17 protein-coding genes are annotated in these 25,905 nt (G+C 58.2%); 14 read left to right on the top strand and 3 right to left on the bottom strand.

Annotation, left to right across the window (positions count from 1 at the left end):
• Positions 1-43 precede the first annotated feature (43 nt).
• The 4 genes from gntR to FHN83_RS10020 all read left to right on the top strand — a co-directional run bounded on the left by gntR (position 44) and on the right by FHN83_RS10020 (position 4,575).
• Positions 44-1,039 carry a gluconate operon transcriptional repressor GntR gene (gene gntR / locus FHN83_RS10045; RefSeq protein WP_039032524.1) on the top strand — a complete coding sequence of 332 codons (996 nt, stop codon included), beginning with the start codon at positions 44-46 and terminating at the stop codon, positions 1,037-1,039.
• A 126-nt stretch (positions 1,040-1,165) separates the two neighbouring features.
• Positions 1,166-1,693 carry a gluconokinase gene (gntK, locus tag FHN83_RS10040; protein WP_039032525.1) on the top strand — a complete coding sequence of 176 codons (528 nt, stop codon included), beginning with the start codon at positions 1,166-1,168 and terminating at the stop codon, positions 1,691-1,693.
• A gap of 3 nt (positions 1,694-1,696) precedes the next feature.
• Positions 1,697-3,037 carry a gluconate transporter gene (gene gntU, locus FHN83_RS10035; RefSeq protein ID WP_139563760.1) on the top strand — a complete coding sequence of 447 codons (1,341 nt, stop codon included), beginning with the start codon at positions 1,697-1,699 and terminating at the stop codon, positions 3,035-3,037.
• A 1,091-nt stretch (positions 3,038-4,128) separates the two neighbouring features.
• The gene (locus tag FHN83_RS10020; RefSeq protein WP_139563758.1) at positions 4,129-4,575 is read left to right on the top strand and encodes a hypothetical protein; all 447 of its coding nucleotides are present in this window, start codon (positions 4,129-4,131) and stop codon (positions 4,573-4,575) included.
• A 175-nt stretch (positions 4,576-4,750) separates the two neighbouring features.
• On the opposite strand, the gene yhgN is transcribed toward FHN83_RS10020, so the two are convergent.
• On the bottom strand, positions 4,751-5,344 hold the full coding sequence (yhgN, locus tag FHN83_RS10015; RefSeq protein WP_039031487.1) for an NAAT family transporter YhgN: 594 nt from the start codon (positions 5,342-5,344) through the stop codon (positions 4,751-4,753).
• A 177-nt stretch (positions 5,345-5,521) separates the two neighbouring features.
• On the opposite strand from yhgN, the gene asd reads away from it, so the two are divergent.
• The 6 genes from asd (at position 5,522) to glgP (ending at position 16,245) form a co-directional block, all read left to right on the top strand.
• Positions 5,522-6,625 (top strand): aspartate-semialdehyde dehydrogenase, encoded by a 1,104-nt coding sequence (gene asd, locus FHN83_RS10010; protein ID WP_039031488.1) that lies wholly within the window; start codon positions 5,522-5,524, stop codon positions 6,623-6,625.
• Between the two features lie 249 nt (positions 6,626-6,874).
• The gene (gene glgB, locus FHN83_RS10005) at positions 6,875-9,061 is read left to right on the top strand and encodes a 1,4-alpha-glucan branching enzyme (protein ID WP_039031489.1); all 2,187 of its coding nucleotides are present in this window, start codon (positions 6,875-6,877) and stop codon (positions 9,059-9,061) included.
• Positions 9,058-11,031, top strand: coding sequence for a glycogen debranching protein GlgX (gene glgX / locus FHN83_RS10000; RefSeq protein ID WP_139563757.1), 1,974 nt, complete (start codon positions 9,058-9,060; stop codon positions 11,029-11,031). The genes glgB and glgX overlap by 4 nt, the downstream gene beginning before the upstream one ends.
• 18 nt (positions 11,032-11,049) lie before the next feature.
• On the top strand, positions 11,050-12,345 hold the full coding sequence (glgC, locus tag FHN83_RS09995) for a glucose-1-phosphate adenylyltransferase (protein WP_039031491.1): 1,296 nt from the start codon (positions 11,050-11,052) through the stop codon (positions 12,343-12,345).
• Positions 12,345-13,778 (top strand): glycogen synthase GlgA, encoded by a 1,434-nt coding sequence (gene glgA / locus FHN83_RS09990; RefSeq protein WP_039031492.1) that lies wholly within the window; start codon positions 12,345-12,347, stop codon positions 13,776-13,778. The genes glgC and glgA overlap by 1 nt, the downstream gene beginning before the upstream one ends.
• A gap of 19 nt (positions 13,779-13,797) precedes the next feature.
• Positions 13,798-16,245, top strand: a complete 2,448-nt coding sequence (glgP, locus tag FHN83_RS09985) for a glycogen phosphorylase (RefSeq protein ID WP_139563756.1) — start codon at positions 13,798-13,800, stop codon at positions 16,243-16,245.
• 183 nt (positions 16,246-16,428) lie between these two features.
• On the opposite strand, the gene glpD is transcribed toward glgP, so the two are convergent.
• On the bottom strand, positions 16,429-17,937 hold the full coding sequence (glpD, locus tag FHN83_RS09980) for a glycerol-3-phosphate dehydrogenase (RefSeq protein ID WP_139563755.1): 1,509 nt from the start codon (positions 17,935-17,937) through the stop codon (positions 16,429-16,431).
• 220 nt (positions 17,938-18,157) lie between these two features.
• Here glpD and glpE point away from each other — a divergent pair, with 220 nt between their 5' ends.
• From glpE to FHN83_RS09965, 3 genes are read left to right on the top strand one after another with little or no spacing between them, the layout of a single operon-like run.
• Positions 18,158-18,487 (top strand): thiosulfate sulfurtransferase GlpE, encoded by a 330-nt coding sequence (gene glpE / locus FHN83_RS09975; RefSeq protein ID WP_039031495.1) that lies wholly within the window; start codon positions 18,158-18,160, stop codon positions 18,485-18,487.
• A 44-nt stretch (positions 18,488-18,531) separates the two neighbouring features.
• Positions 18,532-19,362: a rhomboid family intramembrane serine protease GlpG gene (glpG, locus tag FHN83_RS09970; RefSeq protein ID WP_139563754.1), complete on the top strand. Its 831-nt coding sequence runs from the start codon at positions 18,532-18,534 to the stop codon at positions 19,360-19,362.
• 18 nt (positions 19,363-19,380) lie between these two features.
• Positions 19,381-20,139, top strand: coding sequence for a DeoR/GlpR family transcriptional regulator (locus FHN83_RS09965; protein WP_039031497.1), 759 nt, complete (start codon positions 19,381-19,383; stop codon positions 20,137-20,139).
• A gap of 81 nt (positions 20,140-20,220) precedes the next feature.
• Here FHN83_RS09965 and malT read toward each other — a convergent pair whose 3' ends face one another.
• Complete coding sequence (gene malT, locus FHN83_RS09960) at positions 20,221-22,926, bottom strand: HTH-type transcriptional regulator MalT (protein WP_039031498.1); 2,706 nt, start codon at positions 22,924-22,926, stop codon at positions 20,221-20,223.
• A 584-nt stretch (positions 22,927-23,510) separates the two neighbouring features.
• Between malT and malP the strand changes: the two genes are divergently transcribed.
• Positions 23,511-25,904 (top strand): maltodextrin phosphorylase, encoded by a 2,394-nt coding sequence (gene malP, locus FHN83_RS09955; protein ID WP_039031499.1) that lies wholly within the window; start codon positions 23,511-23,513, stop codon positions 25,902-25,904.
• Position 25,905 lies beyond the last annotated feature (1 nt).

Below are 25,905 nucleotides of genomic sequence, written 5' to 3'. Positions count from 1 at the left end.
GATAAACTGAGGAAATCTATTGCTACCGATTTCTCTCAGGACGATGAAAAAGAAAAGACCCGTACTTCAGGATGTAGCCGATCGCGTCGGTGTGACTAAAATGACGGTCAGCCGTTTCTTACGTAACCCGGAGCAGGTCTCCGTGGCGTTACGTGGCAAGATTGCCGCTGCTCTCGATGAACTGGGTTATATTCCTAACCGCGCCCCGGATATTCTCTCCAACGCCACCAGCCGCGCGGTGGGTGTCCTGCTTCCCTCCCTGACCAACCAGGTTTTCGCCGAAGTGCTTCGCGGCATTGAAAGCGTGACCGACGCCTTTGGCTATCAGACCATGCTCGCCCACTACGGCTACAAGCCGGAGCTGGAAGAGGAGCGTCTGGAGTCGATGCTCTCCTGGAACATTGACGGCCTGATCCTTACCGAGCGCACCCACACCCCCCGCACCCTGAAGATGATCGAAGTGGCGGGTATTCCGGTGGTGGAGCTGATGGACAGCCAGTCACCCTGTCTCGATATCGCGGTCGGATTCGACAACTTTGAAGCCGCACGCCAGATGACGGCGGCGATCATCGCCCGCGGCCATCGTCATGTCGCCTATCTTGGCGCACGTCTGGATGAACGTACTATCATCAAACAGAAGGGGTACGAGCAGGCGATGCTCGACGCGAACTTAACGCCGTACAGTGTGATGGTCGAGCAATCCTCTTCCTACACCTCCGGCATTGAGCTGATGCGTCAGGCGCGTCGTGAATATCCGCAGCTTGATGGCATCTTCTGTACCAACGATGACCTCGCGGTGGGCGCCGCTTTTGAATGCCAGCGTCTGGGGCTTTCCATCCCGCAGGATATGGCGATCGCCGGTTTCCACGGTCATGACATCGGCCAGGTGATGGAGCCACGTCTGGCGAGCGTCCTGACGCCGCGCGAGCGCATGGGCCGTATCGGTGCGGAACGCCTGCTGGCGCGCATTCGCGGTGAGACGGTGACGCCTAAAATGTTAGATTTAGGTTTCACGCTGTCACCAGGTGGATCTATTTAGCCTGACAAGTTTGAACTAGCTCACACTTATTCACTTCGCGCACGTTTGGATATTGCTTCTCGATAGCCCCGGCAGGACAATGTTACCGATAACTGTTACCCGTAACAATCGACTGAGGGACATACCTTGAGCACCACTAATCCTGATCACCACGTTTATGTCCTGATGGGCGTTTCCGGTAGCGGTAAGTCCGCCGTTGCCAGTGAAGTGGCGCATCAAATTCATGCCGCGTTCCTTGATGGTGATTTTCTCCATCCGCGCAGCAACATCACCAAAATGGCCTCCGGTGAGCCGCTGAACGACGACGATCGTAAGCCGTGGCTGCAGGCGCTGAACGATGCCGCCTTTGCCATGCAGCGCACCAATAAAGTGTCGCTGATCGTCTGCTCCGCGCTGAAAAAGACCTACCGCGACCAGCTGCGCGAAGGTAACGCCAATCTCTCCTTTATCTACCTGAAGGGCGATTTCGATGTGATCGAAACCCGTCTGAAAGCGCGCAAAGGGCACTTCTTCAAAACCCAGATGCTGGTGACGCAGTTCGAAACGCTGCAGGAACCGGGCGCTGACGAAAGCGATGTGCTGGTGGTGGATATCGATCAACCGCTGGACGGTGTTGTAGCAAGCACCATCGAGGTCATTAACAAAAGGCAGTAAGTTTTGAGTACGTTAACGCTTGTTTTAACAGCAGTCGGCTCCGTGCTGTTACTGCTGTTTTTAGTGATGAAGGCCCGTATGCACGCCTTCGTTGCTTTGATGGTGGTCTCTATTGGTGCAGGTCTCTTTTCCGGAATGCCGCTCGATAAAATCGCAGCGACCATGGAAAAAGGGATGGGAGGCACGTTAGGCTTCCTGGCGATTGTGGTCGCGCTTGGCGCGATGTTCGGCAAAATCCTGCATGAAACCGGCGCGGTCGATCAGATCGCCGTCAAAATGCTGAAATCCTTCGGTCACAGCCGGGCGCACTACGCCATTGGTCTGGCCGGTCTGATCTGCGCGCTGCCGCTGTTCTTCGAAGTGGCGGTGGTGCTGCTGATTAGCGTGGCCTTCTCCATGGCCCGCCATACCGGCACCAACCTGGTGAAGCTGGTGATCCCGCTGTTTGCCGGTGTGGCCGCCGCCGCGGCGTTCCTGCTGCCGGGGCCTGCTCCGATGCTGCTGGCCTCGCAGATGCACGCTGATTTTGGCTGGATGATCCTGATTGGTCTGTGCGCGGCGATCCCGGGGATGCTGATTGCCGGTCCGCTGTGGGGCAATTTCATCAGCCGTTACGTTGAGTTGCACATTCCTGATGACGTCTCCGAGCCGCATCTGGGCGAGAACAAAATGCCGTCCTTCGGCTTTAGCCTCGCGCTGATCCTGCTGCCGCTGGTGCTGGTGGGGCTGAAAACCATCGCCGCGCGCTTTGTGCCGGTGGGCTCGAGTGCTTACGAGTGGTTTGAGTTTATCGGCCATCCGTTCACCGCGATCCTGGTGGCCTGTCTGGTGGCGATTTACGGTCTGGCGATGCGCCAGGGGATGGCGAAAGACAGAGTGATGGAGATCTGCGGTCACGCGCTGCAGCCGGCGGGCATTATCCTGCTGGTGATCGGTGCGGGCGGGGTATTCAAGCAGGTGCTGGTCGATTCCGGCGTTGGCCCGGCATTGGGTGGGGCGCTCACCGGAATGGGCCTGCCGGTTGCGGTGACCTGCTTCGTGCTTGCTGCGGCGGTGCGTATCATTCAGGGCTCTGCAACCGTGGCCTGTTTAACCGCCGTCGGGCTGGTGATGCCGGTGATTGAGCAGCTGAACTACTCCGGCGCGCAGATGGCAGCACTGTCTATCTGTATCGCGGGTGGGTCGATTGTGGTGTCGCACGTTAACGACGCCGGTTTCTGGCTGTTCGGTAAATTTACCGGGGCGACGGAAGCGCAAACCCTGAAAACCTGGACGATGATGGAAACCATCCTCGGGACGACCGGGGCGATTGTGGGGATGATTGCGTTTACGCTGTTGAGCTAGCGGCTACAAAGCCAGACCGTAAACCGTAGGCCGGGTAAGGCGCAGCCGCCACCCGGCTTCTGGCACCCCGCACTGGGGTGAACATGTGGCAACGGTGGTGGTTCCGTTCACTTTACGTTCCTTGCTTCTCTGTATGCCACGTCACCCGTGAACGTGTCAGGGGGGCTTGCCGCCGCCCCCCTGACCACCCCGGCTCCCGGCAAAGAAAATCGCCGCTTCGCGGTACCCTCAGCTTATTCCTTCCGGCTATCGGGTCGGGGGCGATCCTACATCCCTGTAGGTCGCCCCCTCCCGGCGCATCCATGCGCCTCGCCCCGGCCTCCAGTCAACGCTTCGGCGATTTTCAGCCGGACCAGGGAGCCGCTGCGGGTGTTTTGCTTACCTGACTATTTTCGCGGCTGGAGATTTAATTTCTGGATATGAGGGCAGGGACGTAGGCCGGGTAAGGCGTAGCCGCCACCCGGCGTGAACATGTGGCAACGGTGGTGGTTCCGTTCACTTTACGTTCCTTGCTTCTCTGTATGCCACGTCACCCGTGAACGTGTCAGGGGGGCTTGCCGCCGCCCCCCTGACCACCCCGGCTCCCGGCAAAGAAAATCGCCGCTTCGCGGTACCCTCAGCTTATTCCTTCCGGCTATCGGGTCGGGGGCGATCCTACATCCCTGTAGGTCGCCCCCTCTCTGCGCATCCATGCGCCTCGCCCCGGCCTCCAGTCAACGCTTCGGCGATTTTCAGCCGGACCAGGGAGCCGCTGCGGGTGTTTTGCTTACCTGACTATTTTCGCGGCTGGAGATTTAATTTCTGGTTATGCGAGCAGCCTTCCAGAGCCTCGCTTGATACACAAACGGCAACGCGTTATCTTCTCGCCACGCCTGCAAAATCAGGCGTCAGGGTTGGTCCCCTGTTATTCTCATCCGTGATAAAGCTCATTTTTATCGCGCAGCCCGTTACATCTCAATGATGGGCTGGACGGTGGCGCCGTAAGGCGCGCCGGTAGCTGATGAGGCCGGTAGGACCAACTCCGTTCAGTCCATCGCCAGTAAGGTTGGTCCCTTCTGCGGTGGTTAAATAAACTCATCAGAGGCTGTCTTATGACTACTACCCTTAGCTTTTCTCACTCTTTATTCACCACACCATTCGATCACAACACCGATTTCACCGATCTGGCAGACAACTGCGCGCAATTCGTTGATGCATTGGTTGAATGCGACGATCCCGCCGAAAAAATGGCGCTGTGTGGGCGGCTTTCCGCCTGTCTTGCGCTGCTTCAGCCAACGCTGCTTGAACCTGTTCCCGAGCATTTAAAGGCGAGCCTGACGGTGGATGACTTACCGCTGGAACAGCCTGTATTTGAACCGGCAGCGGATCAGTTAGGGCGTTTTTGCCAGCTTTTAACCCAGCTGATGCTGAATCAATCGCTGTCAAAAAATGATGAAAGAGTGGCAGGAGATTTACTTCAGGAACTGGTTGGGTTTTATAGCGATACGCTAAAAGCACCGCGCTGGCTGCGTACAGATGAAGGTGTCGTGCTGCTGTAAAAAGCCGGGTGGCGCTAGCGCTTACCCGGCCTACATTTCGTGCCTGACGGTTTTGTAGGCCGGGTAAGGCGTAGCCGCCACCCGGCGTCTGGCACCGGGATGAACGGAACGACCTGGAAAGCCGCATGTTCCCCTCACCCTAACCCTCTCCCCAAAGGGGCGAGGGGATCGTTCGTCACCCCTTCATCCACGCCCTAATCCCATCCAAAAACATCTGCGTTGCCATCATCACCAGTATCAACCCCATCAATCGCTCCAGCGCATTCACCCCTTTCTCCCCCAGCAGGCGCAAAAACAGCGACGACTGCAGCAGGATGATAAAGGTCCCGCCCCAGGCTATCAGCAGGGCAATCACCAGATGGCTCATCTGATTTGGATACTGATGCGACAGCAGCATCAGCGTCGCCAGAATGGTCGGCCCGGCGACCAGCGGGATCGCCAGCGGCACAATAAACGGCTCCTCACCCGCAGGCAGGCCGCTGCTGTTGCCTTCGCTGCTCGGGAAAATCATTTTAATGGCGATCAGGAACAGAATAATCCCGCCGGAAATCGAGACCGTTTCAGCGCGTAAATTCAGGAACGCGAGAATTTTCTCGCCGGCAAACAGGAAGATAAACATCACCAGCAGGGCGATGAGCAGCTCGCGGATCATGATGGCCCGACGGCGCTTCGGCTCGGTGTGCTTCAGCACCGACATGAAAATAGGCAGGTTTCCGAGTGGATCCATAATTAGGATCAATAAAACAGCTGCGGAAATGATTTCGCTCATCGTAGGTTATCCCTGATACTTGTATGGTTTCTCGGATGATTAGCTCTTTTTCTGATAGCCGGGCAATCATCGATTAATTTCGCTTGCGACTTTGGCAGCATTTTGTAATGTGAAGCATATCCCAGTTCAATACTGGCTTGCATAAACAGCACACACCCTCTGCAGGAAAAAAATGCTATGAAAAACGTTGGTTTTATCGGCTGGCGCGGTATGGTCGGCTCTGTACTCATGCAACGCATGGTTGAAGAGCGCGACTTCGACGCTATCCGCCCGGTCTTCTTCTCCACTTCCCAGCTCGGCCAGGCTGCTCCGTCCTTTGGGGGTTCCACAGGCACGTTGCAGGATGCTTTTGATCTGGAAGCGTTGAAGGCGCTGGACATTATCGTGACCTGCCAGGGCGGCGATTATACCAACGAAATTTATCCAAAGCTCCGTGAAAGCGGCTGGCAGGGCTACTGGATTGACGCGGCCTCTTCGCTGCGCATGAAAGACGACGCCATCATTATTCTTGACCCGGTTAACCAGGATGTCATCACCGATGGCCTGAACAAGGGCGTGAAAACCTTCGTCGGCGGCAACTGCACCGTCAGCCTGATGCTGATGTCGCTGGGCGGCCTGTTTGCTCAGGATCTGGTGGAGTGGGTCTCGGTTGCCACCTATCAGGCAGCCTCCGGCGGCGGCGCGCGTCATATGCGCGAGCTGCTGACCCAGATGGGCCAGCTGCACGCAAGCGTTGCGCAAGAGCTGGCAAATCCGGCGTCCGCCATTCTCGATATCGAGCGTAAAGTGACTCAGCTGACCCGCAGCGGCGAGCTGCCGGTGGATAACTTCGGCGTACCGCTGGCCGGTGGTCTGATCCCGTGGATCGACAAACAGCTGGATAACGGCCAGACCCGCGAAGAGTGGAAAGGCCAGGCCGAGACCAACAAGATCCTGCGTACCTCTTCCGTGATCCCGGTTGACGGCCTGTGCGTGCGCATCGGCGCGCTGCGCTGCCACAGCCAGGCATTCACCATCAAACTGAAAAAAGATGTGTCTATTCCGACGGTGGAAGAGCTGCTCGCATCGCACAATCAGTGGGCGAAAGTGGTGCCAAACGACCGCGACATCACCATGCGCGAGCTGACCCCTGCGGCAGTGACCGGCACACTATCTACCCCTGTTGGACGTCTGCGTAAACTAAATATGGGGCCAGAATACCTTTCCGCCTTTACCGTCGGCGACCAGCTGTTATGGGGTGCCGCCGAGCCGCTGCGCAGGATGCTGCGTCAGCTGGCGTAATAAATACTTAATACTAAGGGGTGATTTATCACCCCTTTTTTTGCGTACTAAAGGACGAAAACGCAAATGATCCATTATTTTTCGGGAGTCATATAAAGCGTTGGCTATGCTTTATGCGGGATGCCACATATTCCGCCTGGAGGTTGGATGGAACAGAGAGGATGCACAGTGTGCTGTTCCATTCAGGTCACATCAAGGTCGTACCCGGCGCGCGAAAGGGGCGGCAACTAAAAAAACAGGATGAACACCATGTCTGTTCGTATTGATAGAGACGTGATTAATGCGCTTATTGCGGGTCACTTTGCGGATCCGTTTTCTGTACTTGGCATGCACCGCACTGACGCCGGGCTGGAAGTCCGGGCACTGTTACCTGACGCAACGGAAGTGTGGGTGATTGAACCCAAAACCGGTCGCAAGGTCGGTAAACTCGAATGTATCGATTCACGCGGCTTCTTCGCTGGCGTGATGGCCCGCCGTAAAAACTTCTTCCGCTATCAGCTCGCCGTGATCTGGCATGGTCAGCAGAATCTGATCGACGATCCCTATCGCTTTGGTCCGCTGTTACAGGAGATGGACGCCTGGCTGCTGTCGGAAGGTACGCACCTGCGGCCTTATGAAACCCTCGGCGCGCACGCCGACACGATGGACGGCGTCACCGGCACCCGCTTTACCGTCTGGGCACCGAATGCCCAACGCGTCTCCGTGGTGGGGCAGTTCAACTACTGGGATGGCCGCCGCCACCCGATGCGCCTGCGCCGTGAAACCGGCATCTGGGAGCTGTTTATCCCCGGCGCGCAAAACGGCCAGCTGTACAAATATGAGATGATCGATGCTCACGGCAAGCTGCGCATCAAGGCCGACCCCTATGCCTTCGAGGCACAGATGCGCCCGGAAACGGCGTCACTGATTTGCGGCCTGCCGGAGAAAGTCGCCCAGAGCGAAGAGCGCGCCCGGGCCAACCAGTTCGATATGCCGATCTCCATTTACGAAGTCCATCTTGGCTCCTGGCGTCGTCATACCGATAACAACTTCTGGCTCAGCTACCGGGAGCTTGCCGACCAGCTGATCCCCTATGTGAAATGGATGGGCTTTACCCATCTGGAGCTGCTGCCGATCAACGAGCACCCGTTTGACGGCAGCTGGGGCTACCAGCCGACCGGGATGTATGCCCCGACCCGCCGTTTCGGCACCCGGGATGACTTCCGCTACTTTATCAACGCCGCGCACGCCGCCGGGCTGAACGTGATCCTCGACTGGGTCCCGGGCCACTTCCCGTCTGATGATTTTGGCCTGGCGCAGTTTGACGGCACCAGCCTGTATGAGCACAGCGATCCGCGGGAAGGCTATCACCAGGACTGGAATACCCTGATCTACAACTATGGTCGTCGGGAAGTGACCAACTACCTGGTGGGCAATGCGCTCTACTGGATCGAGCGTTTCGGCATTGACGCCCTGCGCGTGGATGCGGTGGCGTCGATGATCTACCGTGACTACAGCCGCAAAGAGGGGGAGTGGATCCCGAACGAATTCGGCGGCCGCGAAAACCTCGAAGCGATCGAGTTCCTGCGCAACACCAACCGCATTCTCGGCGAGCAGTCGCCGGGCGCGGTGACGATGGCTGAAGAGTCCACCGACTTCCCGGGCGTCTCCCGTCCGCCTTCAATGGGCGGCCTCGGCTTCTGGTACAAGTGGAACCTCGGCTGGATGCACGATACCCTGGATTACATGAAGCTGGATCCGGTGCATCGCCAGTATCACCACAACAAGCTGACCTTCGGCATGCTCTATAACGGCACCGAAAACTTTGTCCTGCCGCTCTCCCACGACGAAGTGGTTCACGGCAAAAAATCGATTCTCGACCGTATGCCGGGCGACGCATGGCAAAAATTTGCCAACCTGCGCGCCTACTACGGCTGGATGTTCGCCTTCCCGGGCAAAAAGCTGCTGTTTATGGGCAACGAGTTCGCCCAGGGCCGCGAGTGGAACCACGACTCCAGCCTCGACTGGCATCTGCTGGAAGGGGGCGACAACTGGCACCACGGCGTTCAGCGCCTGGTTCGCGACCTCAACCATACCTACCGTCATCACAAGGCCCTGCACGAGCTGGACTTCGATGATTACGGCTTTGAGTGGCTGGTGGTGGATGACCACGAACGCTCGGTGCTGATCTTTGTCCGTCGTGATAAAGCGGGCAACGAAATCATCGTCGCCAGCAACTTCACCCCGGTGACGCGCCATCACTACCGGTTCGGCATCAATCAGCCGGGCAAATGGCGCGAGGTGCTGAACACCGACTCCATGCACTACCACGGCAGCAATGCGGGTAACGGTGGGCTGGTGCAGAGCGATGAACAGGAGAGCCATGGTCGTCCACAATCCCTGAGCCTGACGCTGCCGCCGCTGTCCACTATCTGGCTGGTCCGGGAGGGGGAATGACGCAACTCACTGCCGGTAAACCCGCCCCGCTCGGTGCGTGCTACGACGGGAAGGGGGTGAACTTCACGATCTTCTCCGCCCACGCGGATCGGGTTGAACTCTGTGTGTTTGACGGCAAAGGCATTGAACATCGCTACGATCTGGTGGCGCGCAGCGGCGATATCTGGCACGGCTATCTGGAACATGCCCGCCCCGGCATGCGCTACGGCTATCGGGTTTATGGGCCCTGGGATCCGGCCAAAGGGCTGCGCTTTAACCCGGCGAAACTGCTGCTCGACCCCTGCGCGTATCAGGTCGATGGCACGCTGAATGACGACGTTCTACTGCACAGCGGCAAAGAGACCCCGGATCACCGCGACAGCGCCGCCGTCGCGCCGAAAAGCGTGGTGGTCAACGATCATTACGACTGGGAAGAGGATGCCCCGCCCAACACGCCGTGGGGCAACACGGTCATCTATGAAGCGCACGTCAAAGGGCTGACCTGGCTGCACCCTGAAATCCCGGAAGAGATCCGCGGCACCTATCAGGCGCTCAGCCATCCGGTGATGATTGCCTATTTTAAGCAGCTCGGCATCACGGCTCTGGAGTTATTGCCGGTGGCCCATTTCGCCAGCGAGCCGCGCCTGCAACGCCTCGGCCTCAGCAACTACTGGGGCTATAACCCGATGGCGATGTTTGCCCTCGAGCCGCGCTACGCCTCGCATCCCGACCGGGCGCGGGATGAGTTTCGTGACGCGGTGAAGGCGCTACACGAAGCGGGTATCGAGGTCATTCTGGATATCGTTCTCAACCACAGCGCCGAGCTGGATCTTGAGGGGCCGACCTTCTCCCTGCGCGGAATTGATAACCCTAGCTATTATTGGTTAAGAGAGGACGGGGATTATCACAACTGGACCGGGTGCGGTAACACCCTCAACCTCAGCCATCCGGCGGTAACAGATTACGCGTATGCGTGCCTGAAATACTGGGTTGAAACCTTCCACATCGACGGTTTTCGTTTTGACCTGGCCCCGGTGATGGGACGCACGCCGGAATACAGCCAGCAGGCGCCGCTGTTTGAGGCCATCAAAAACTGCCCGCTGCTCTCGGGCGTGAAGCTGATTGCTGAACCCTGGGATGTCGGCCCGGGCGGTTACCAGGTGGGGAATTTCCCGCCGCTGTTTGCCGAGTGGAACGATCACTATCGTGATGCGGCGCGCCGCTTCTGGCTGGCGCGCGATCTGTCGCTGGGGGCCTTTGCCGGACGTTTCGCGGCGTCCAGCGATCTGTTTAAACGCAACGGGCGTTTGCCTTCTGCATCGGTCAATTTGCTGACGGCGCACGACGGATTCACCCTGCGTGACTGCGTTTGTTTCAATCAGAAACACAATGAAGCAAACGGCGAAGAAAACCGTGACGGCACCTTCAATAACCACAGTTTTAACCATGGTGTTGAAGGATTAAGTGGCAATCTGGATGTGATTGAACGGCGGCGCGCCAGCGTGCATGCGCTGCTGACCACCCTTTTGCTGTCACAGGGGACGCCGATGCTGCTGGCGGGCGATGAACATGGCCACAGTCAGCACGGCAACAACAACGCGTATTGCCAGGATAACGCGTTAACCTGGCTGGACTGGCAACAGGCCAACGAGGGATTGGTCGCCTTTACGGCCGCGCTGGTGCATCTGCGCAAGCAGATCCCGGCGCTCACCCTGAATCAGTGGTGGGAAGAGGGCGATGGCAATGTTCGCTGGTTAAATAAAAAGGCGCAACCCCTGGACGCGCACGAGTGGCAGAGCGGCGTGCCGTGCCTGCAGATCCTGCTTTCGGATTGCTGGCTCATCACCTTCAACGCCACCAATGAGGTCGCAGAAATTGCTTTACCCGAAGGGGAGTGGCGGGCTATCCCCCCCTTTGCCGGAGAGGATAATCCGGTCGTTATGACTGCCTGGCATGGGCCTGCGCACGGTGTATGTGTATTCCAGAGATGATAATAAAAGGAGTTGATCATGGTTAGGTTAGATAAGAACGACCCTCTAATGTTGGCGCGTCAGCTGCCATTGAAGTCTGTTGCCCTGATTCTTGCTGGTGGACGCGGTACCCGATTAAAAGATTTAACGATTAAACGTGCCAAACCCGCCGTCCACTTCGGCGGTAAATTCCGTATTATCGATTTTGCTCTGTCAAACTGCCTTAACTCCGGTATTCGCCGTATTGGCGTGATCACCCAGTATCAGTCCCACACCCTGGTGCAGCACATTCAGCGCGGCTGGTCGTTCTTCAGTGAGGAGATGAACGAGTTTGTCGATCTGCTGCCTGCCCAGCAGCGCGTACACGGCGAAAACTGGTATCGCGGCACCGCCGATGCGGTCACGCAGAACCTCGACATTATTCGTCGCTACGACGCCGAGTATGTGGTGATCCTTGCCGGGGACCACATCTACAAGCAGGACTACTCGCGCATGCTGATCGACCATGTCGAAAAAGGGGCGCGCTGCACCGTGGCCTGTATGCCGGTGCCCGTTGCCGAGGCGACGGCGTTTGGCGTTATGGCGGTGGATGAAAACGACAAAGTCATCGAGTTCGTGGAAAAACCGGCGAACCCGCCTTCAATGCCGGGGGATGACACTAAGTCGCTCGCCAGTATGGGTATCTATGTCTTTGATGCCGATTACCTTTACCAGCTGCTGGAAGAGGATGACAAGGACGAGAAATCCAGCCACGACTTCGGCAAAGATATTATCCCGAAAATCACCAAATCTGGCATGGCCTATGCACATCCGTTCCCACTCTCCTGCGTACAGTCCGATCCGAATTCAGAACCGTACTGGCGCGATGTGGGCACCCTGGAAGCGTACTGGAAGGCCAACCTCGACCTGGCCTCTGTAACGCCAGAACTCGACATGTACGACCATAACTGGCCGATCCGCACCCACATGGAGTCTCTGCCTCCTGCGAAATTTGTGCAGGACCGCTCGGGCAGCCACGGCATGACGCTGAACTCGCTGGTTTCTGGCGGGTGCATTATTTCGGGCTCGGTGGTGGTGCAGTCGGTGTTGTTCCCGCGCGTGCGGGTGAACTCCTTCTGCAACATTGATTCGTCAGTACTGTTACCCGACGTCTGGGTGGGCCGCTCGTGCCGCCTGCGTCGTTGCGTTATCGACCGTGCCTGCGTCATCCCGGAAGGCATGGTAATTGGAGAAAATGCGGAAGAGGACGCGCGCCGTTTCTACCGCTCAGAAGAAGGTATCGTGCTGGTTACGCGTGAAATGCTGCGTAAACTGCAGATCAAACAGGAGCGATGATGCAGGTTTTACACGTTTGTTCTGAGATGTTCCCGTTGCTAAAAACCGGCGGGTTGGCGGATGTGATTGGGGCGTTACCGGCGGCGCAAATCGCCGGTGGGGTCGATACTCGCGTGCTTCTCCCTGCTTTTCCGGATATTCGTCGCGGCGTGCCTGACGCGCAGATTGTCAGCCGCCGTGAGACCTTTGCCGGGCGCATCACATTACTGTTTGGCCATTACAACGGCGTGGGCATCTACCTGATTGATGCCCCGCATCTTTATGACCGCCCAGGGAGCCCGTACCACGACACTAACCTGTTTGCCTATACCGACAACGTGCTGCGTTTCGCGCTGCTCGGCTGGGTCGGTGCGGAGATGGCCTGCGGGCTGGATCCGTTCTGGCGTCCGGACATCGTGCATGCCCACGACTGGCACGCCGGGTTAGCCCCGGCGTATCTGGCGGTGCGTGGCCATCCGGCAAAATCGGTCTTTACCGTGCATAACCTGGCGTATCAGGGGATGTATTTAGCCAAACACATGGATGAAATAGAACTGCCATGGTCGTTCTTTAATATCCATGGGCTGGAGTTCAACGGGCAGATTTCGTTCCTCAAGGCCGGGCTGTACTACGCCGATCACATCACCGCCGTAAGTCCGACCTACGCGCGGGAGATCACCGAAGCGCAGTTTGGCTACGGCATGGAAGGGCTGCTGACCCAGCGCCACCGCGAAGGCCGCCTTTCGGGCATTCTCAACGGCGTGGATGAAAAAATCTGGAGCCCGGAGACCGATCTGCTGCTGAGCGCGCGCTATAACCGCGACTCGGTGGAAGATAAGGCCGAGAACAAACGTCAGCTGCAGATTGCTATGGGGCTGAAGGTCAACGACAAGGTGCCGCTGTTTGCGGTGGTGAGCCGTCTGACCAGCCAGAAAGGGCTCGATCTGGTGCTTGAAGCGCTGCCGGGTCTGCTGGAGCAGGGCGGACAGCTGGCGCTGCTGGGGGCCGGCGATCCGGTGCTACAGGAGGGCTTCCTCGCCGCCGCCGCCGAGCATCCGGGGCAGGTGGGGGTGCAGATTGGCTATCACGAAGCCTTCTCCCATCGCATCATGGGTGGCGCCGACGTTATCCTGGTGCCGAGCCGATTTGAGCCCTGCGGCTTAACCCAGCTGTATGGCCTGAAGTACGGCACGCTGCCTCTGGTGCGCCGTACCGGCGGGCTGGCGGATACCGTATCCGACACCTCGCTGGAGAACCTGGCAGACGGAATAGCCAGCGGATTTGTCTTCGAGGACAGTAATGCCTGGTCGCTGTTACGCGCGATTCGTCGTGCCTTCGTGTTGTGGTCACGTCCCTCTTTATGGCGTTTTGTTCAACGCCAGGCGATGGCCATGGATTTTAGCTGGCAAGTTGCGGCGCAGTCCTACCGCGATCTTTATCAACGCTTGATGTAACAACGCTGGAATCAGAGATATGAATGCACCCTTTTCCTATGCGTCTCCCACGGTAAGCATTGAGGCGTTAAAGCACTCTATCGCTTACAAGCTGATGTTCACCATCGGCAAAGATCCGGTCATCGCCAACAAACACGAATGGCTTAACGCCACGCTGTTTGCGGTGCGTGACCGGCTGGTTGAACCCTGGCTGCGCTCCAACCGCGCCCAGCTCTCACAGGAGACTCGCCAGGTTTACTATCTGTCGATGGAGTTTTTGATTGGCCGCACCCTTTCCAACGCGCTGTTGTCGCTGGGTATTTATGACGACGTCAAAACCGCGCTGGAAGAGATGGGGCTGGATTTAGAAGAGCTGATTGACGAAGAGAACGACCCCGGCTTAGGCAACGGCGGTCTGGGTCGTCTGGCGGCCTGCTTCCTCGATTCGCTGGCGACCCTCGCCCTGCCGGGGCGTGGCTACGGCATCCGCTACGATTACGGCATGTTCAAACAGAACATCGTCGATGGCCGACAGAAAGAGTCCCCGGACTACTGGCTGGAGTACGGCAACCCGTGGGAGTTCAAGCGCCACAACACCCGCTATAAGGTCCGCTTTGGGGGTCGTATTCAGCAGGAAGGCAAAAAGAGCCGCTGGGTCGAGACCGAAGAGATCCTCGCCGTGGCCTACGACCAGATTATCCCCGGCTACGACACCGATGCCACCAACACGCTGCGCCTGTGGAACGCTCAGGCCAGTAGCGAGATCAACCTCGGTAAATTCAACCAGGGCGACTACTTCGCGGCGGTGGAAGATAAAAACCACTCCGAGAACGTCTCCCGTGTGCTTTACCCGGACGACTCCACCTACTCGGGGCGCGAGCTGCGTCTGCGCCAGGAGTACTTCCTGGTCTCCGCGACCATACAGGATATCCTGAGCCGCCACTACCAGCTGCACAAAACCTACGCCAACCTGGCCGAGAAGACCTGTATCCACCTGAATGACACCCATCCGGTGCTGTCGATCCCCGAGCTGATGCGTCTGCTGATCGACGAGCATAAGTTCAGCTGGGACGAGGCCTTCGAGGTGACCTGCCAGGTCTTCTCCTACACCAACCACACGTTGATGAGCGAAGCCCTGGAGACCTGGCCGGTGGATATGCTCGGCAAAATCCTGCCGCGCCACCTGCAGATCATCTTTGAGATTAACGACTTCTTCCTGAAAACGTTGCAGGAGCAGTATCCGCACGACACCGGCCTGCTGAGCCGCACCTCCATCATTGATGAATCCAATGGCCGCCGGGTGCGCATGGCGTGGCTGGCGGTGGTGATCAGCCACAAGGTCAACGGCGTGTCTGAGCTGCACTCTAACCTGATGGTGCAGTCGCTGTTCGCCGACTTTGCAAAAATCTTCCCGATGCGGTTCTGCAACGTCACCAACGGGGTGACGCCGCGCCGCTGGCTGGCGCTGGCTAACCAGCCGCTCTCCGAGGTGCTCGACGAGAACATTGGCCGTACCTGGCGCACCGATTTAAGCCAGCTGAGCGAGCTGGAGCAGCACGCTGATTTCCCGACGGTGAATAAAGCGGTGCGCGACGCCAAGCTGCTGAACAAAAAGCGGCTGGCGGTGTGGATGGCGCTGCATCTGAACGTGGTCGCCAACCCGAAAGCGCTGTTCGACGTGCAGATCAAACGTATTCACGAGTACAAGCGTCAGCTGATGAACGTGCTGCACGTGATCACCCGCTACAACCGCATCAAGGCCGATCCGGATGCCGAGTGGGTGCCGCGCGTGAACATCTTCGCCGGTAAAGCGGCCTCGGCCTACTACATGGCGAAGCACATCATTCATCTGATCAACGACGTGGCGAAGGTGATCAATAACGATCCGCAGATTGGTGACAAGCTGAAGGTCGTCTTTATCCCGAACTACAGCGTGAGTCTGGCGCAGCTGATCATTCCGGCGGCCGATCTCTCGGAGCAGATCTCGACCGCAGGCACTGAGGCCTCCGGCACCAGTAATATGAAGTTTGCCCTGAACGGGGCGCTGACCATCGGCACGCTGGACGGCGCCAACGTTGAGATGCTGGAGCACGTGGGTGAAGAGAACATCTTTATCTTCGGCAACACCACGGAAGAGGTTGAGGCGCTGCGTGCGAAGGGCTACTCGCCGCGTGACTATTACGAGAAGGATGAAGAGCTTCGTCAGGTGCTGACCCAGATCGCCACCGGGGTATTTAACCCGGACGAGCCTGGCCGTTACCGCGACCTGGTGGATTCACTGATTAACTTCGGGGATCACTATCAGGTGCTGGCGGACTACCGCAGCTATGTGGATTGTCAGGACCGCGTGGACGAGCTGTACCGCAAGCCGGAAGAGTGGGCCACCAAAGCGATGCATAACATCGCCAACATGGGCTACTTCTCGTCGGATCGCACCATCAAAGAGTATGCCGAGACGATCTGGCATATTGATCCGGTGCGGTTGTAAAAGCAAAAAGGCAACGAAAGTTGCCTTTTTTAGTGTTTGCACCCTCTCCCTGTGGGAGAGGGCCGGGGTGAGGGCATCAGGCCGCACCGCTGTTTTTTTGCCGGGTGGCGGCTTCGCCTTACCCGGCCTACGTTCCTTAGTCTTTTATAGGCCCGGTAAGCGTCAGCGCCACCGGGCATTTCCTCACGACGCTAACGACAGCTCACGCTTTCCCGTCTGCTCAGCCAGCCACTGCGCAACGCGCGACTGCTGCTCCGCGTTCAGCCACATTCCCTCTTTGGTGCGACGCCACAGCGCATCGTCCGCGCGGCGTACCCACTCATGGTCGACTAAATAACGCAGCTCCGCCTCGTAGAACTCATGACCAAAATGTTCGCCCAGATCGGTCAGATCCTTGGCTTCTTTCAGGATCAACTCGCAGTTGCTGCCGTAGGTGCGGGCAAAGTGGCGGGCCATGGATTCGCTGATAAACGGATAGCGACGGCGCAGTTTGGCCGCGTAGTCATCGCGGTTGCCGCCGAGATCGCCGCCAGGCAGCACTGCCCCTTTGGTCCAGGCCGGGCCGATACCTTTATAATACGGCGCCAGTTTTTCCATCGCGTGCTCCGCCAGCTTACGGTAGGTGGTCAGCTTGCCGCCAAACACCGACAGCAGCGGTGCGTTGCCGTGGTCATCGTGAATATCAAGCGTGTAATCGCGGGTGATGGCCTGCGGTGAGTCGGACTCGTCATCGCACAGCGGACGCACGCCGGAGTAAGTCCAGACCACGTCGTCGCGCCCCAGGGTCTTATTAAAGTGCGCGTTATAGACCTTCAGCAGATAGCTGATTTCGCTCTCGTCGATCTCGACGTTCTTCGGATCGCCTTTGTACTCCACGTCGGTGGTGCCGATGATGGAGAACTCATCCATCCACGGGATCACAAACACGATACGTTTGTCTTCGTTTTGCAGAATGTAGGCCTGCTTCTGGGTGTGCACGCGCGGCACCACGATATGGCTGCCCTTGATCAGGCGGATACCATATGGCGACGGCAGCTGCATCCCGTGGTCAAAGAAGTGTTTCACCCACGGACCGGTGGCGTTGACCAGGCCACGCGCCTGCCAGCTGAAACGCTCGCCGGTATCGATATCTTCGGCTTCAACGATCCACAGCCCGTTTTCCCGGCGCGCCGAGACCGCGCGGGTGCGGGTTTTGACCTCGCCGCCTTTGCGTTCAACCATTTGCGCGTTAGCGAGCACCAGACGGGCATCGTCCACCCAGCAGTCGGAATATTCGAATCCGCGCACGATCTCCGGCTTCAGCACCGAGTCTGCGCCAAAACGCACACCGGCAGAGGCCGGCAGGCTGGTGCGTTTGCCCAGGTGATCATACATAAACAGACCAATGCGGATCATCCATGCCGGACGCAGATGCGGACGGTGCGGGAGACGAAAACGCATCGGCGTGGCGATATGCGGGGCCATTTTCAGCAGCACTTCACGTTCGGCCAGGGCTTCACTCACCAGGCGGAACTCGTAGTGTTCCAGGTAACGCAGGCCACCGTGGATCAATTTGGAGCTGGCGGAGGAGGTGGCACAGGCGAGATCCTGCGCTTCCAGCATCAGGACAGATAGCCCGCGCCCTGCGGCATCCGCCGCAATGCCCGCACCGTTGATACCGCCACCTATTACAATCAGATCTTTGGTTTCCATTGTATCCTCACGCCGCTTTCGTTAAAGCTCAAAAATGTTCGATATCGCTCATACTAGCAAAGGAAATGGATTTTTGTAACATCAAAAAAACAATTTTGAGTGATAGAGCTAACATAATGGCGTTTACCCGCCGCCACGACGTACACTACGCGGTATATTTTTCCCCTCACCCCGGCCCTCTCCCCAAAGGGGCGAGGGAGCAAACAGATAAGAGAGCACCATGGAACAATTTGAATGTATTAACGTAGAAGAAGCCCATCAGAAGATGCACCAGGGAACGGCGGTGCTGGTGGATATTCGCGATCCGCAAAGTTTTGCCATGGGCCACACGCCGGGCGCATTCCATCTGACCAATGCCTCGCTGAGCGAGTTTATGCGCGACAACGATTTCGATACCCCGGTGATGGTGATGTGCTATCACGGCAACAGCAGCAAGGGTGCGGCGCAGTATCTGCTGCAACAGGGCTATGACGCGGTTTACAGCGTGGACGGCGGATTCGATGCCTGGCACCGTCATTTCCCGGCAGAAGTCGAGCACGCCGGCATTTAGGGTATATACTGTCCCCTTTTGTGTGGAATAAGCGACTGCCGCCGATGCTACTGATTACCTCTTTTAACAACCCGCGCGTTGCCCAGGCGTTTGTCGACTACATGGCGACGCAGGGGGTTATCCTCACCATTCAACAACATACGCAGACCGACGTCTGGCTGGCGGATGAGAGCCAGGCCGACCGGGTTAACGCTGAACTGGCGCGCTTTATGGAAAACCCCGGCGATGCGCGCTATCTGGCGGCGAGCTGGCAGTCCGGCCATACCGGGAGCGGTTTGCGTTACCAGCGCTTTCCTTTCCTTGCGACCGTGCGCGAACGCGCGGGGCCGTTCACCCTGGTGTTGATGGCGGCCTGTATTCTGGTCTTCATTATGATGAACGTGGTGGGCGATCAGCAGGTGATGCTGATGCTCTCCTGGCCGTATGACGCCTCGGTAGAGTTCGAATTCTGGCGCTACTTTACCCACGCGCTGATGCACTTCTCGTTCCTGCATATTCTCTTTAACCTGCTGTGGTGGTGGTATCTCGGCGGGGCGGTGGAGAAGCGGCTCGGCAGCGGCAAGCTCATCGTACTCACCCTTATCAGCGCGCTGCTCAGCGGCTTTATCCAGCATAAGTTTGGCGGCCCGTGGTTCGGGGGGCTTTCCGGCGTGGTCTACGCGCTGATGGGCTACGTCTGGCTGCGCGGCGAGCGCGATCCCCAGAGCGGCATCTACCTGCAGCGCGGGTTGATGACCTTTGCCTTAATCTGGATTATTGCCGGATGGTTTGATCTATTTGGAATGGCGATTGCCAATGGCGCACACGTAGCCGGGCTGGCGGTCGGGCTGGCGATGGCGTTTGCCGATACGCTAAATGCGCGAAAACGAACATAATTCTGGCAGGGAACTCCGATGAAACAAACACAACGTCATGACGCCATTATCGATCTGGTGAAAAAGCAGGGATACGTCAGTACCGAAGAGCTGGTGGAGCAGTTTGCCGTCAGCCCGCAGACCATCCGCCGCGACCTTAACGACCTGGCCGATCAGAACCGCATCCTGCGCCACCACGGCGGCGCGGCGCTGCCGTCCAGCTCGGTGAATACCTCCTGGCACGACCGCAAGGCGACGCAGACCTCCGAGAAGGAGCGCATCGCCCGTAAGGTGGCGAGCCAGATCCCCAACGGCGCGACGCTGTTTATCGACATCGGCACCACGCCGGAAGCGGTGGCTCATGCTCTGCTCGGGCATGAAAACCTGCGCATCGTTACCAACAACCTGAACGTGGCCACCACCCTGATGCAGAAAGAGGATTTTCGCATCATTCTGGCGGGCGGTGAGCTGCGCAGCCGCGACGGCGGCATTATCGGTGAGGCGACCCTCGACTTCATCTCCCAGTTCCGCCTCGACTTTGGCATCCTGGGTATCAGCGGCATCGACAGCGACGGCTCGCTGCTGGAGTTTGACTACCACGAAGTGCGCACCAAGCGGGCGATCATTGAGAACTCGCGGCACGTGATGCTGGTGGTGGATCACTCCAAGTTTGGCCGTAACGCGATGGTGAATATGGGCAGCATCAGCATGGTGAATGCGGTCTATACGGACGTGATGCCGCCGGAAGGGGTATTAAAAGTGATTCGGGATAATAAGTTGCAGTTAGAACTGTGCTGACTGTGGTGTCGGGTGGCGCTGCGCTTACCCGACGCTACGAAAAGCGTAGGCCCGGCAAGCGTAGCGCCGCCGGGCAATGAATTACACGCCGTACCCCATCATCTTCAACAGCTGCTGCGCATGCAGCACCGCATCCTGACGGTGGGCAACCCCCAGCTTCTGATACAGATTACGAATGTGCGTTTTAATGGTGGTGGCCGCCACGGCCAGCTCACCGGCGATCTGCTCGTTGCTGTAACCTGAGTAAATCAGCCCCAGAACCTGCCACTCGCGCTGGGTCAGCGGGCTGGTGCGGATCAGCTCCGGCACTTCCGGGTGGGTCAGCAGACGCTCGACAAAGGTCTCATCGAAGTGGGCAAACTTGTGACGGTGATGCTGGTTAATCTCCCGCAGGATGCGCTGGGCGCGGTGCTGATCCAGCTCCGGCAGGGTGTTGAGCTGAATCAGCTGGCGCAACTGCTGCGCCATGGTCTCGCCTTCAATCACAAAGTGGCTGATAAACCCGGTACGGTTCGCCAGCTGCAGCGCTTCGAGCAGCACGCGCTGGGCGTCATTTTTACGACCTGCCTGCCAGTAGAGCTGGTTTTGCAGCAGCAGGTTGCGGTTGAGATCGCTCATCAGACGCAGGCTGCGGGCATTCTCGTTCAGCTCTTCCAGCACCATCTCTGCCGGTTCGAACTCACCTAACAGGATCTGCGCCCGGGCAATGTTGCGCCACTGGCTCTGCAGGAAATGGTTATTGGCGAACGCCGGCTTCGGCGTCTGGCGCAGCCAGTTGGCCGCCGATTTTTTGTCACCGGTCATCTGCCAGTAGATCACCCGCACCTTATCGGCGTTGGATACCCAGTCGCTGTGGTACTGACCGTTGCCGAGCAGGTTTTCCAGACGGTTAAGGTGGTTACGGGCATTGTCCAGATCGCCGCGCGCCAGGGAACACTGCACCAGCAGGCCCAGACACTGTAACTGCTGCTGCGGCTGGTAGGTGGAGAGCACGTCGACCCCGTGACGGGCGGTGCTTTCGGCTTCGTCCAGACGCGCCCACGCCCACAGCAGCTGGGCGCGAATGCGCAGCAGAAACTCGTGCATCGGCAGCTGTTCCAGATGCTGATCGCGGATCAGGTTGAACGCTTTTTCCTGCGTCTCCCAGGCGGCCTGCAGGAAGCCCTGGGCAAATAAAATTTCGCTCTGCTGGATCATGCTCCACAGGGCGTAGTGCCAGACGTCGTGACGGCGCGCCATCTGCTCGGTCTGCTGCATCAGCGACAGGGAGCGGGTGAGATCGCCCTTACAGTGCAGCACTTCGCCATGCACCGAGGTGGCAACGATACGGCTGTAGAAGTTTGCCAGCGGCAGCTCTTCCAGCGCGACCATCGCCAGCCGCTCGGCCTCTTCCTGGTCGCCGTCGTTAATGGCCACCTGCGCGCGCAGGGCGTTAAATTCGCCGTGCAGGGCGGCGTCCATCTCGCCTTTCATCTCCTGCTCGGCGCGGGCCAGCAGGGTGTTCACTTCGCTGTAGCGATGCTGGCTCTGCATCAGCCAGGCCTGCAGCAGTACCAGACGCGGGTTTTCCAGCAGGCTTTCCCACGGCAGGGCGCGCAGCGACTCCTCCAGCAGGGCCAGTTCGCTGTGATTAAACAGGCTCCAGGCGTGGTTGAGCAGGATATCGCGCAGCATATGGGCGTCGCCCGCTGCCAGCGCGTGGTGGATAGCCTCGCTCGGGAAACCCTGTGCCATCCAGCTCTCGGCGGCGGCGCGGTGGATTTCCGGCAGTTCGGTCGCCAGCTCCCACTGACAGCGCTGGCGCAGGAAGCTGCCAAACAGCGGGTGGTAGCTGAACCATTCGCCGGAGTCGTCCATGCGCTGCAGGAACAATCCCTGGCGTTCAATCTCTTCCAGGCGCATCTGGCCGTTGTCTTCGCCGGTGACGCGCACGATCAGCGCATCGTTCATCGAGCGCAGCAGGGAGCTTTTTAACAGGAACTGGCGGGTGGATTGATCGACGCTGTCGAGCACTTCATCCACCAGGTAATCGGAGAGGTGGCTGGCGTTGATCCCCGACAGGCGGCGGGCGGACTGCTGCGTCGAGCTGTTGTTATGCCGTGCGGAGAGGGCAATCAGCTGCAGGGCGGTCGCCCAGCCTGCCACGTCGTCGCACAGACGGCTGCTCTCGGCCACCTCGATAGGGGATTTCAGACGGCAGTCGAAGAACTGCTTCGCTTCCTGATGGGTAAAGGAGAGCTGCTGGCTGCCCACTTCCAGCAGCTGGTCGCGCACGCGCAGGTTGGCAATGCCCAACTGCGGCAGGTTGCGCGACAGAACCACCAGGGTCAGGTTCTCCGGCTGATGGCGCAGGAAGAAGCGCATCGACTCATGAATGACCGGGTTGGTGATCAGGTGGTAATCGTCAATGACCAGATAAAGCGGGCGATGCCATTCGGCCAGCTCGATAAACAGTTGAGAAAACAGCGAGGAGAGGCTGGCGTACTGCCGCTTTTGCACCATGCTTTCGCTGGTCACGCAGTGTCCGTTGGTCGCCTGCTGAATGGCGGCGATCAGGTAACTGGCGAAACGCTCCTGCTGGTTATCGCCCTCATCCAGGGAGTACCAGCCGAGATCGGTTTTGCCGGATGCCCACTGCGAAATGAGCGTTGTTTTGCCGTACCCGGCAGGGCTCGTTACCAGCGCCAGTCGAAAATTGTTCGCGCCGGAAAGTTTCGCCAGCAACCGTTCGCGGACCACAGTATGGTCAAGACGAACCGGGCGACTTAATTTGGACGGAATCAACATAGGTTTCACTTCACTGTGTGGAAATCGAGATTTTTGATTTTTTTTGCGCTTCGTAATTAATGCATATAAGGTCGGTCAGAAACCTTTTTATTGCAAGTTATGTCCGGGTTTTATGTCCCTGAATTTGCACTCTGTCACAAAAAGTTATGTGGGGGGAAGGGAACTTTTCCAGTGAGCCTCCAAAGCGCATGGATACTGGCCTGGCGAGTTTTCGGACGGTTAAGCATAAAAAGGAATATAGAAGCGTAAATGCTGTGAAAAGTTAATTAAGTCGTGGAATGATTACTTTCCTGAAATAACGATTTGAGATGCAGTAAATTCTGAGTGATATTACGTCGGGTAAGTAATTATTTCCGTGCGGTATATTTCAGGCGAAACCGCATTTCATTTTTTTGAGCCTCTTCCCGTTAATTTCATCCTCAATGCCCCACACTCCGGCAGCAGAAAGTGGCCGCGATCACACTTTATCGCTCATCCCCGCTACTCCTCCCCGCCTAATCCCCGGCGGGAGGAGGAAGAGCCATAAGGAGCCAGGCACACTAGCACCAACGTGTTAATTTCTCTCTACAGGATGCAGATTCCCTATGTCACAGCCTACTTTCAACAAAGCTCAATTCCAGGCTGCCCTGACGCGTCAGTGGCAGCGTTTTGGACTACATGCCGCTGAAGAGATGACCTCCCGCCAGTGGTGGCAGGCCGTCAGCGGAGCGCTCGCCGAGCTGCTGAGCGCCCAACCCGCGGTAAAACCGGTGAAAGGTCAGCGCCACGTCAACTATATTTCGATGGAGTTCCTGATTGGCCGTCTGACCGGCAACAACCTGCTGAACCTCGGCTGGTATCAGGAGGTGAGCGACGTGCTGAGCACGCACAACATCCACCTGACCGACCTGCTGGAAGAGGAGATCGATCCGGCGCTGGGCAACGGCGGCCTGGGTCGTCTGGCGGCCTGTTTCCTCGACTCGATGGCGACGGTAGGCCAGTCGGCTACTGGCTATGGTCTGAACTACCAGTACGGTCTGTTCCGCCAGTCATTCGCCGACGGCCAGCAGATGGAAGCCCCGGATGACTGGCATCGCGGCAGCTACCCGTGGTTCCGCCACAACGAAGCGCTGGATGTGCAGGTGGGCATTGGCGGTAAAGTGACGAAAGCGGGCCAGTGGGAGCCGGGCTTCACCATCACCGGCCAGGCCTGGGATCTGCCGGTGCTGGGCTACCGTAACGGCGTGGCGCAGCCGCTGCGCCTGTGGCAGGCGACGCACGCTCATCCGTTCAACCTGACCCGATTCAACGACGGCGATTTCCTGCGTGCCGAGCAGCAGGGCATCGACGCCGACAAGCTGACCAAAGTTCTCTACCCGAACGACAACCATCTGGCGGGTAAAAAGCTGCGCCTGATGCAGCAGTACTTCCAGTGCGCCTGTTCCGTGGCCGATATCCTGCGTCGCCATCACCTGGCGGGCCGCAAACTCACCGAACTGGCGGATTACGAAGTGATCCAGCTGAACGACACCCACCCGACCATCGCCATCCCGGAACTGCTGCGCGTGCTGATCGATGAGCATCAGCTGAGCTGGGACGACGCCTGGGCCATCACCAGCAAGACCTTCGCCTACACCAACCACACCCTGATGCCAGAGGCGCTGGAGTGCTGGGACGAGAAGCTGATTAAAACCCTGCTGCCTCGTCATATGCAGATCATCAACGAGATCAACAACCGCTTTAAGAAGCTGGTTGATAAAACCTGGCCGGGCGATAAAGCGGTCTGGGCGAAGCTGGCGGTGGTCTTCGACAAGCAGGTTCGCATGGCTAACCTGTGCGTGGTGAGCGGTTTTGCGGTGAACGGCGTGGCGGCACTGCACTCCGACCTGGTGGTGAAAGATCTGTTCCCGGAATATCACCAGCTGTGGCCGAACAAGTTCCACAACGTCACCAACGGCATCACGCCGCGTCGCTGGATCAAACAGTGCAACCCGAAACTGGCCGCGCTGCTGGACGCCTCGCTCGACAAAGAGTGGGCTAACGATCTCGACCAGCTGATCAACCTGGAAAAGTATGCTGACGATGCGGCGTTTCGCGAGACCTACCGCACCATCAAGCAGGACAACAAAGTGCGCCTGGCGGCGTTCGTCAAAACCCGCACCGGGATTGAGATCAACCCGAACGCGATTTTTGATATCCAGATTAAACGTCTGCACGAGTACAAGCGTCAGCACCTGAACCTGCTGCACATTCTGGCGCTCTACAAAGAGATCCGCGAGAACCCGCAGGCCGACCGCGTGCCGCGCGTGTTCCTGTTTGGCGCGAAAGCGGCGCCGGGTTACTACCTGGCAAAAAACATCATCTTCGCTATCAATAAAGTGGCCGACGCGGTGAATAACGATCCGAAAGTGGGCGACAAGTTGAAAGTGGTCTTCCTGCCGGATTACTGCGTCTCTGCGGCTGAGCTGCTGATCCCGGCGGCGGATGTCTCCGAGCAGATTTCGACCGCCGGTAAAGAGGCCTCCGGCACCGGCAACATGAAGCTGGCCCTGAACGGCGCGCTGACCGTGGGTACGCTGGACGGCGCGAACGTGGAGATCGCCGAGCAGGTGGGCGACGAGAACATCTTTATCTTCGGCCATACTGTGGAAGAGGTGAAAGCCATCAAAGCCAAAGGTTACGACCCGGTGAAATGGCGTAAAAAAGACAAACTGCTGGATGCGGTACTGAAAGAGCTGGAGAGCGGCAAATACAGCGACGGCGACAAGCACGCATTCGACCAGATGCTGCACAGCATCGGCAAGCAGGGCGGCGACCCGTACCTGCTGATGGCGGACTTTGCCGGCTACGTCGAGGCGCAGAAGCAGGTTGATGTTCTGTACCGTGACCAGGAAGCCTGGACCCGGGCGTGCATTCTGAACACCGCGCGCTGCGGCATGTTCAGCTCCGACCGTTCAATCCGCGACTACCAGGCCCGCATCTGGCAGGCAAAACGCTAAG

This window comes from Leclercia adecarboxylata, from assembly GCF_006171285.1.
Taxonomy (GTDB): domain Bacteria; phylum Pseudomonadota; class Gammaproteobacteria; order Enterobacterales; family Enterobacteriaceae; genus Enterobacter; species Enterobacter barmai.
This window is presented reverse-complemented; position numbering and strand designations above follow the sequence as displayed.

Bases quoted from the DNA above. Each gene is read 5' to 3' on its own strand.
- glgA (WP_039031492.1), top strand. From the start codon at position 12,345: ATGCAGGTTTTACACGTTTGTTCTGAGATGTTCCCGTTGCTAAAAACC.
- glpE (WP_039031495.1), top strand. From the start codon at position 18,158: ATGGAACAATTTGAATGTATTAACGTAGAAGAAGCCCATCAGAAGATG.
- glgC (WP_039031491.1), top strand. From the start codon at position 11,050: ATGGTTAGGTTAGATAAGAACGACCCTCTAATGTTGGCGCGTCAGCTG.
- malP (WP_039031499.1), top strand. From the start codon at position 23,511: ATGTCACAGCCTACTTTCAACAAAGCTCAATTCCAGGCTGCCCTGACG.
- glgX (WP_139563757.1), top strand. From the start codon at position 9,058: ATGACGCAACTCACTGCCGGTAAACCCGCCCCGCTCGGTGCGTGCTAC.
- malT (WP_039031498.1), bottom strand. From the start codon at position 22,926: ATGTTGATTCCGTCCAAATTAAGTCGCCCGGTTCGTCTTGACCATACT.
- glgP (WP_139563756.1), top strand. From the start codon at position 13,798: ATGAATGCACCCTTTTCCTATGCGTCTCCCACGGTAAGCATTGAGGCG.
- FHN83_RS10020 (WP_139563758.1), top strand. From the start codon at position 4,129: ATGACTACTACCCTTAGCTTTTCTCACTCTTTATTCACCACACCATTC.
- glpG (WP_139563754.1), top strand. From the start codon at position 18,532: ATGCTACTGATTACCTCTTTTAACAACCCGCGCGTTGCCCAGGCGTTT.
- glpD (WP_139563755.1), bottom strand. From the start codon at position 17,937: ATGGAAACCAAAGATCTGATTGTAATAGGTGGCGGTATCAACGGTGCG.
- gntR (WP_039032524.1), top strand. From the start codon at position 44: ATGAAAAAGAAAAGACCCGTACTTCAGGATGTAGCCGATCGCGTCGGT.
- yhgN (WP_039031487.1), bottom strand. From the start codon at position 5,344: ATGAGCGAAATCATTTCCGCAGCTGTTTTATTGATCCTAATTATGGAT.
- glgB (WP_039031489.1), top strand. From the start codon at position 6,875: ATGTCTGTTCGTATTGATAGAGACGTGATTAATGCGCTTATTGCGGGT.
- asd (WP_039031488.1), top strand. From the start codon at position 5,522: ATGAAAAACGTTGGTTTTATCGGCTGGCGCGGTATGGTCGGCTCTGTA.
- FHN83_RS09965 (WP_039031497.1), top strand. From the start codon at position 19,381: ATGAAACAAACACAACGTCATGACGCCATTATCGATCTGGTGAAAAAG.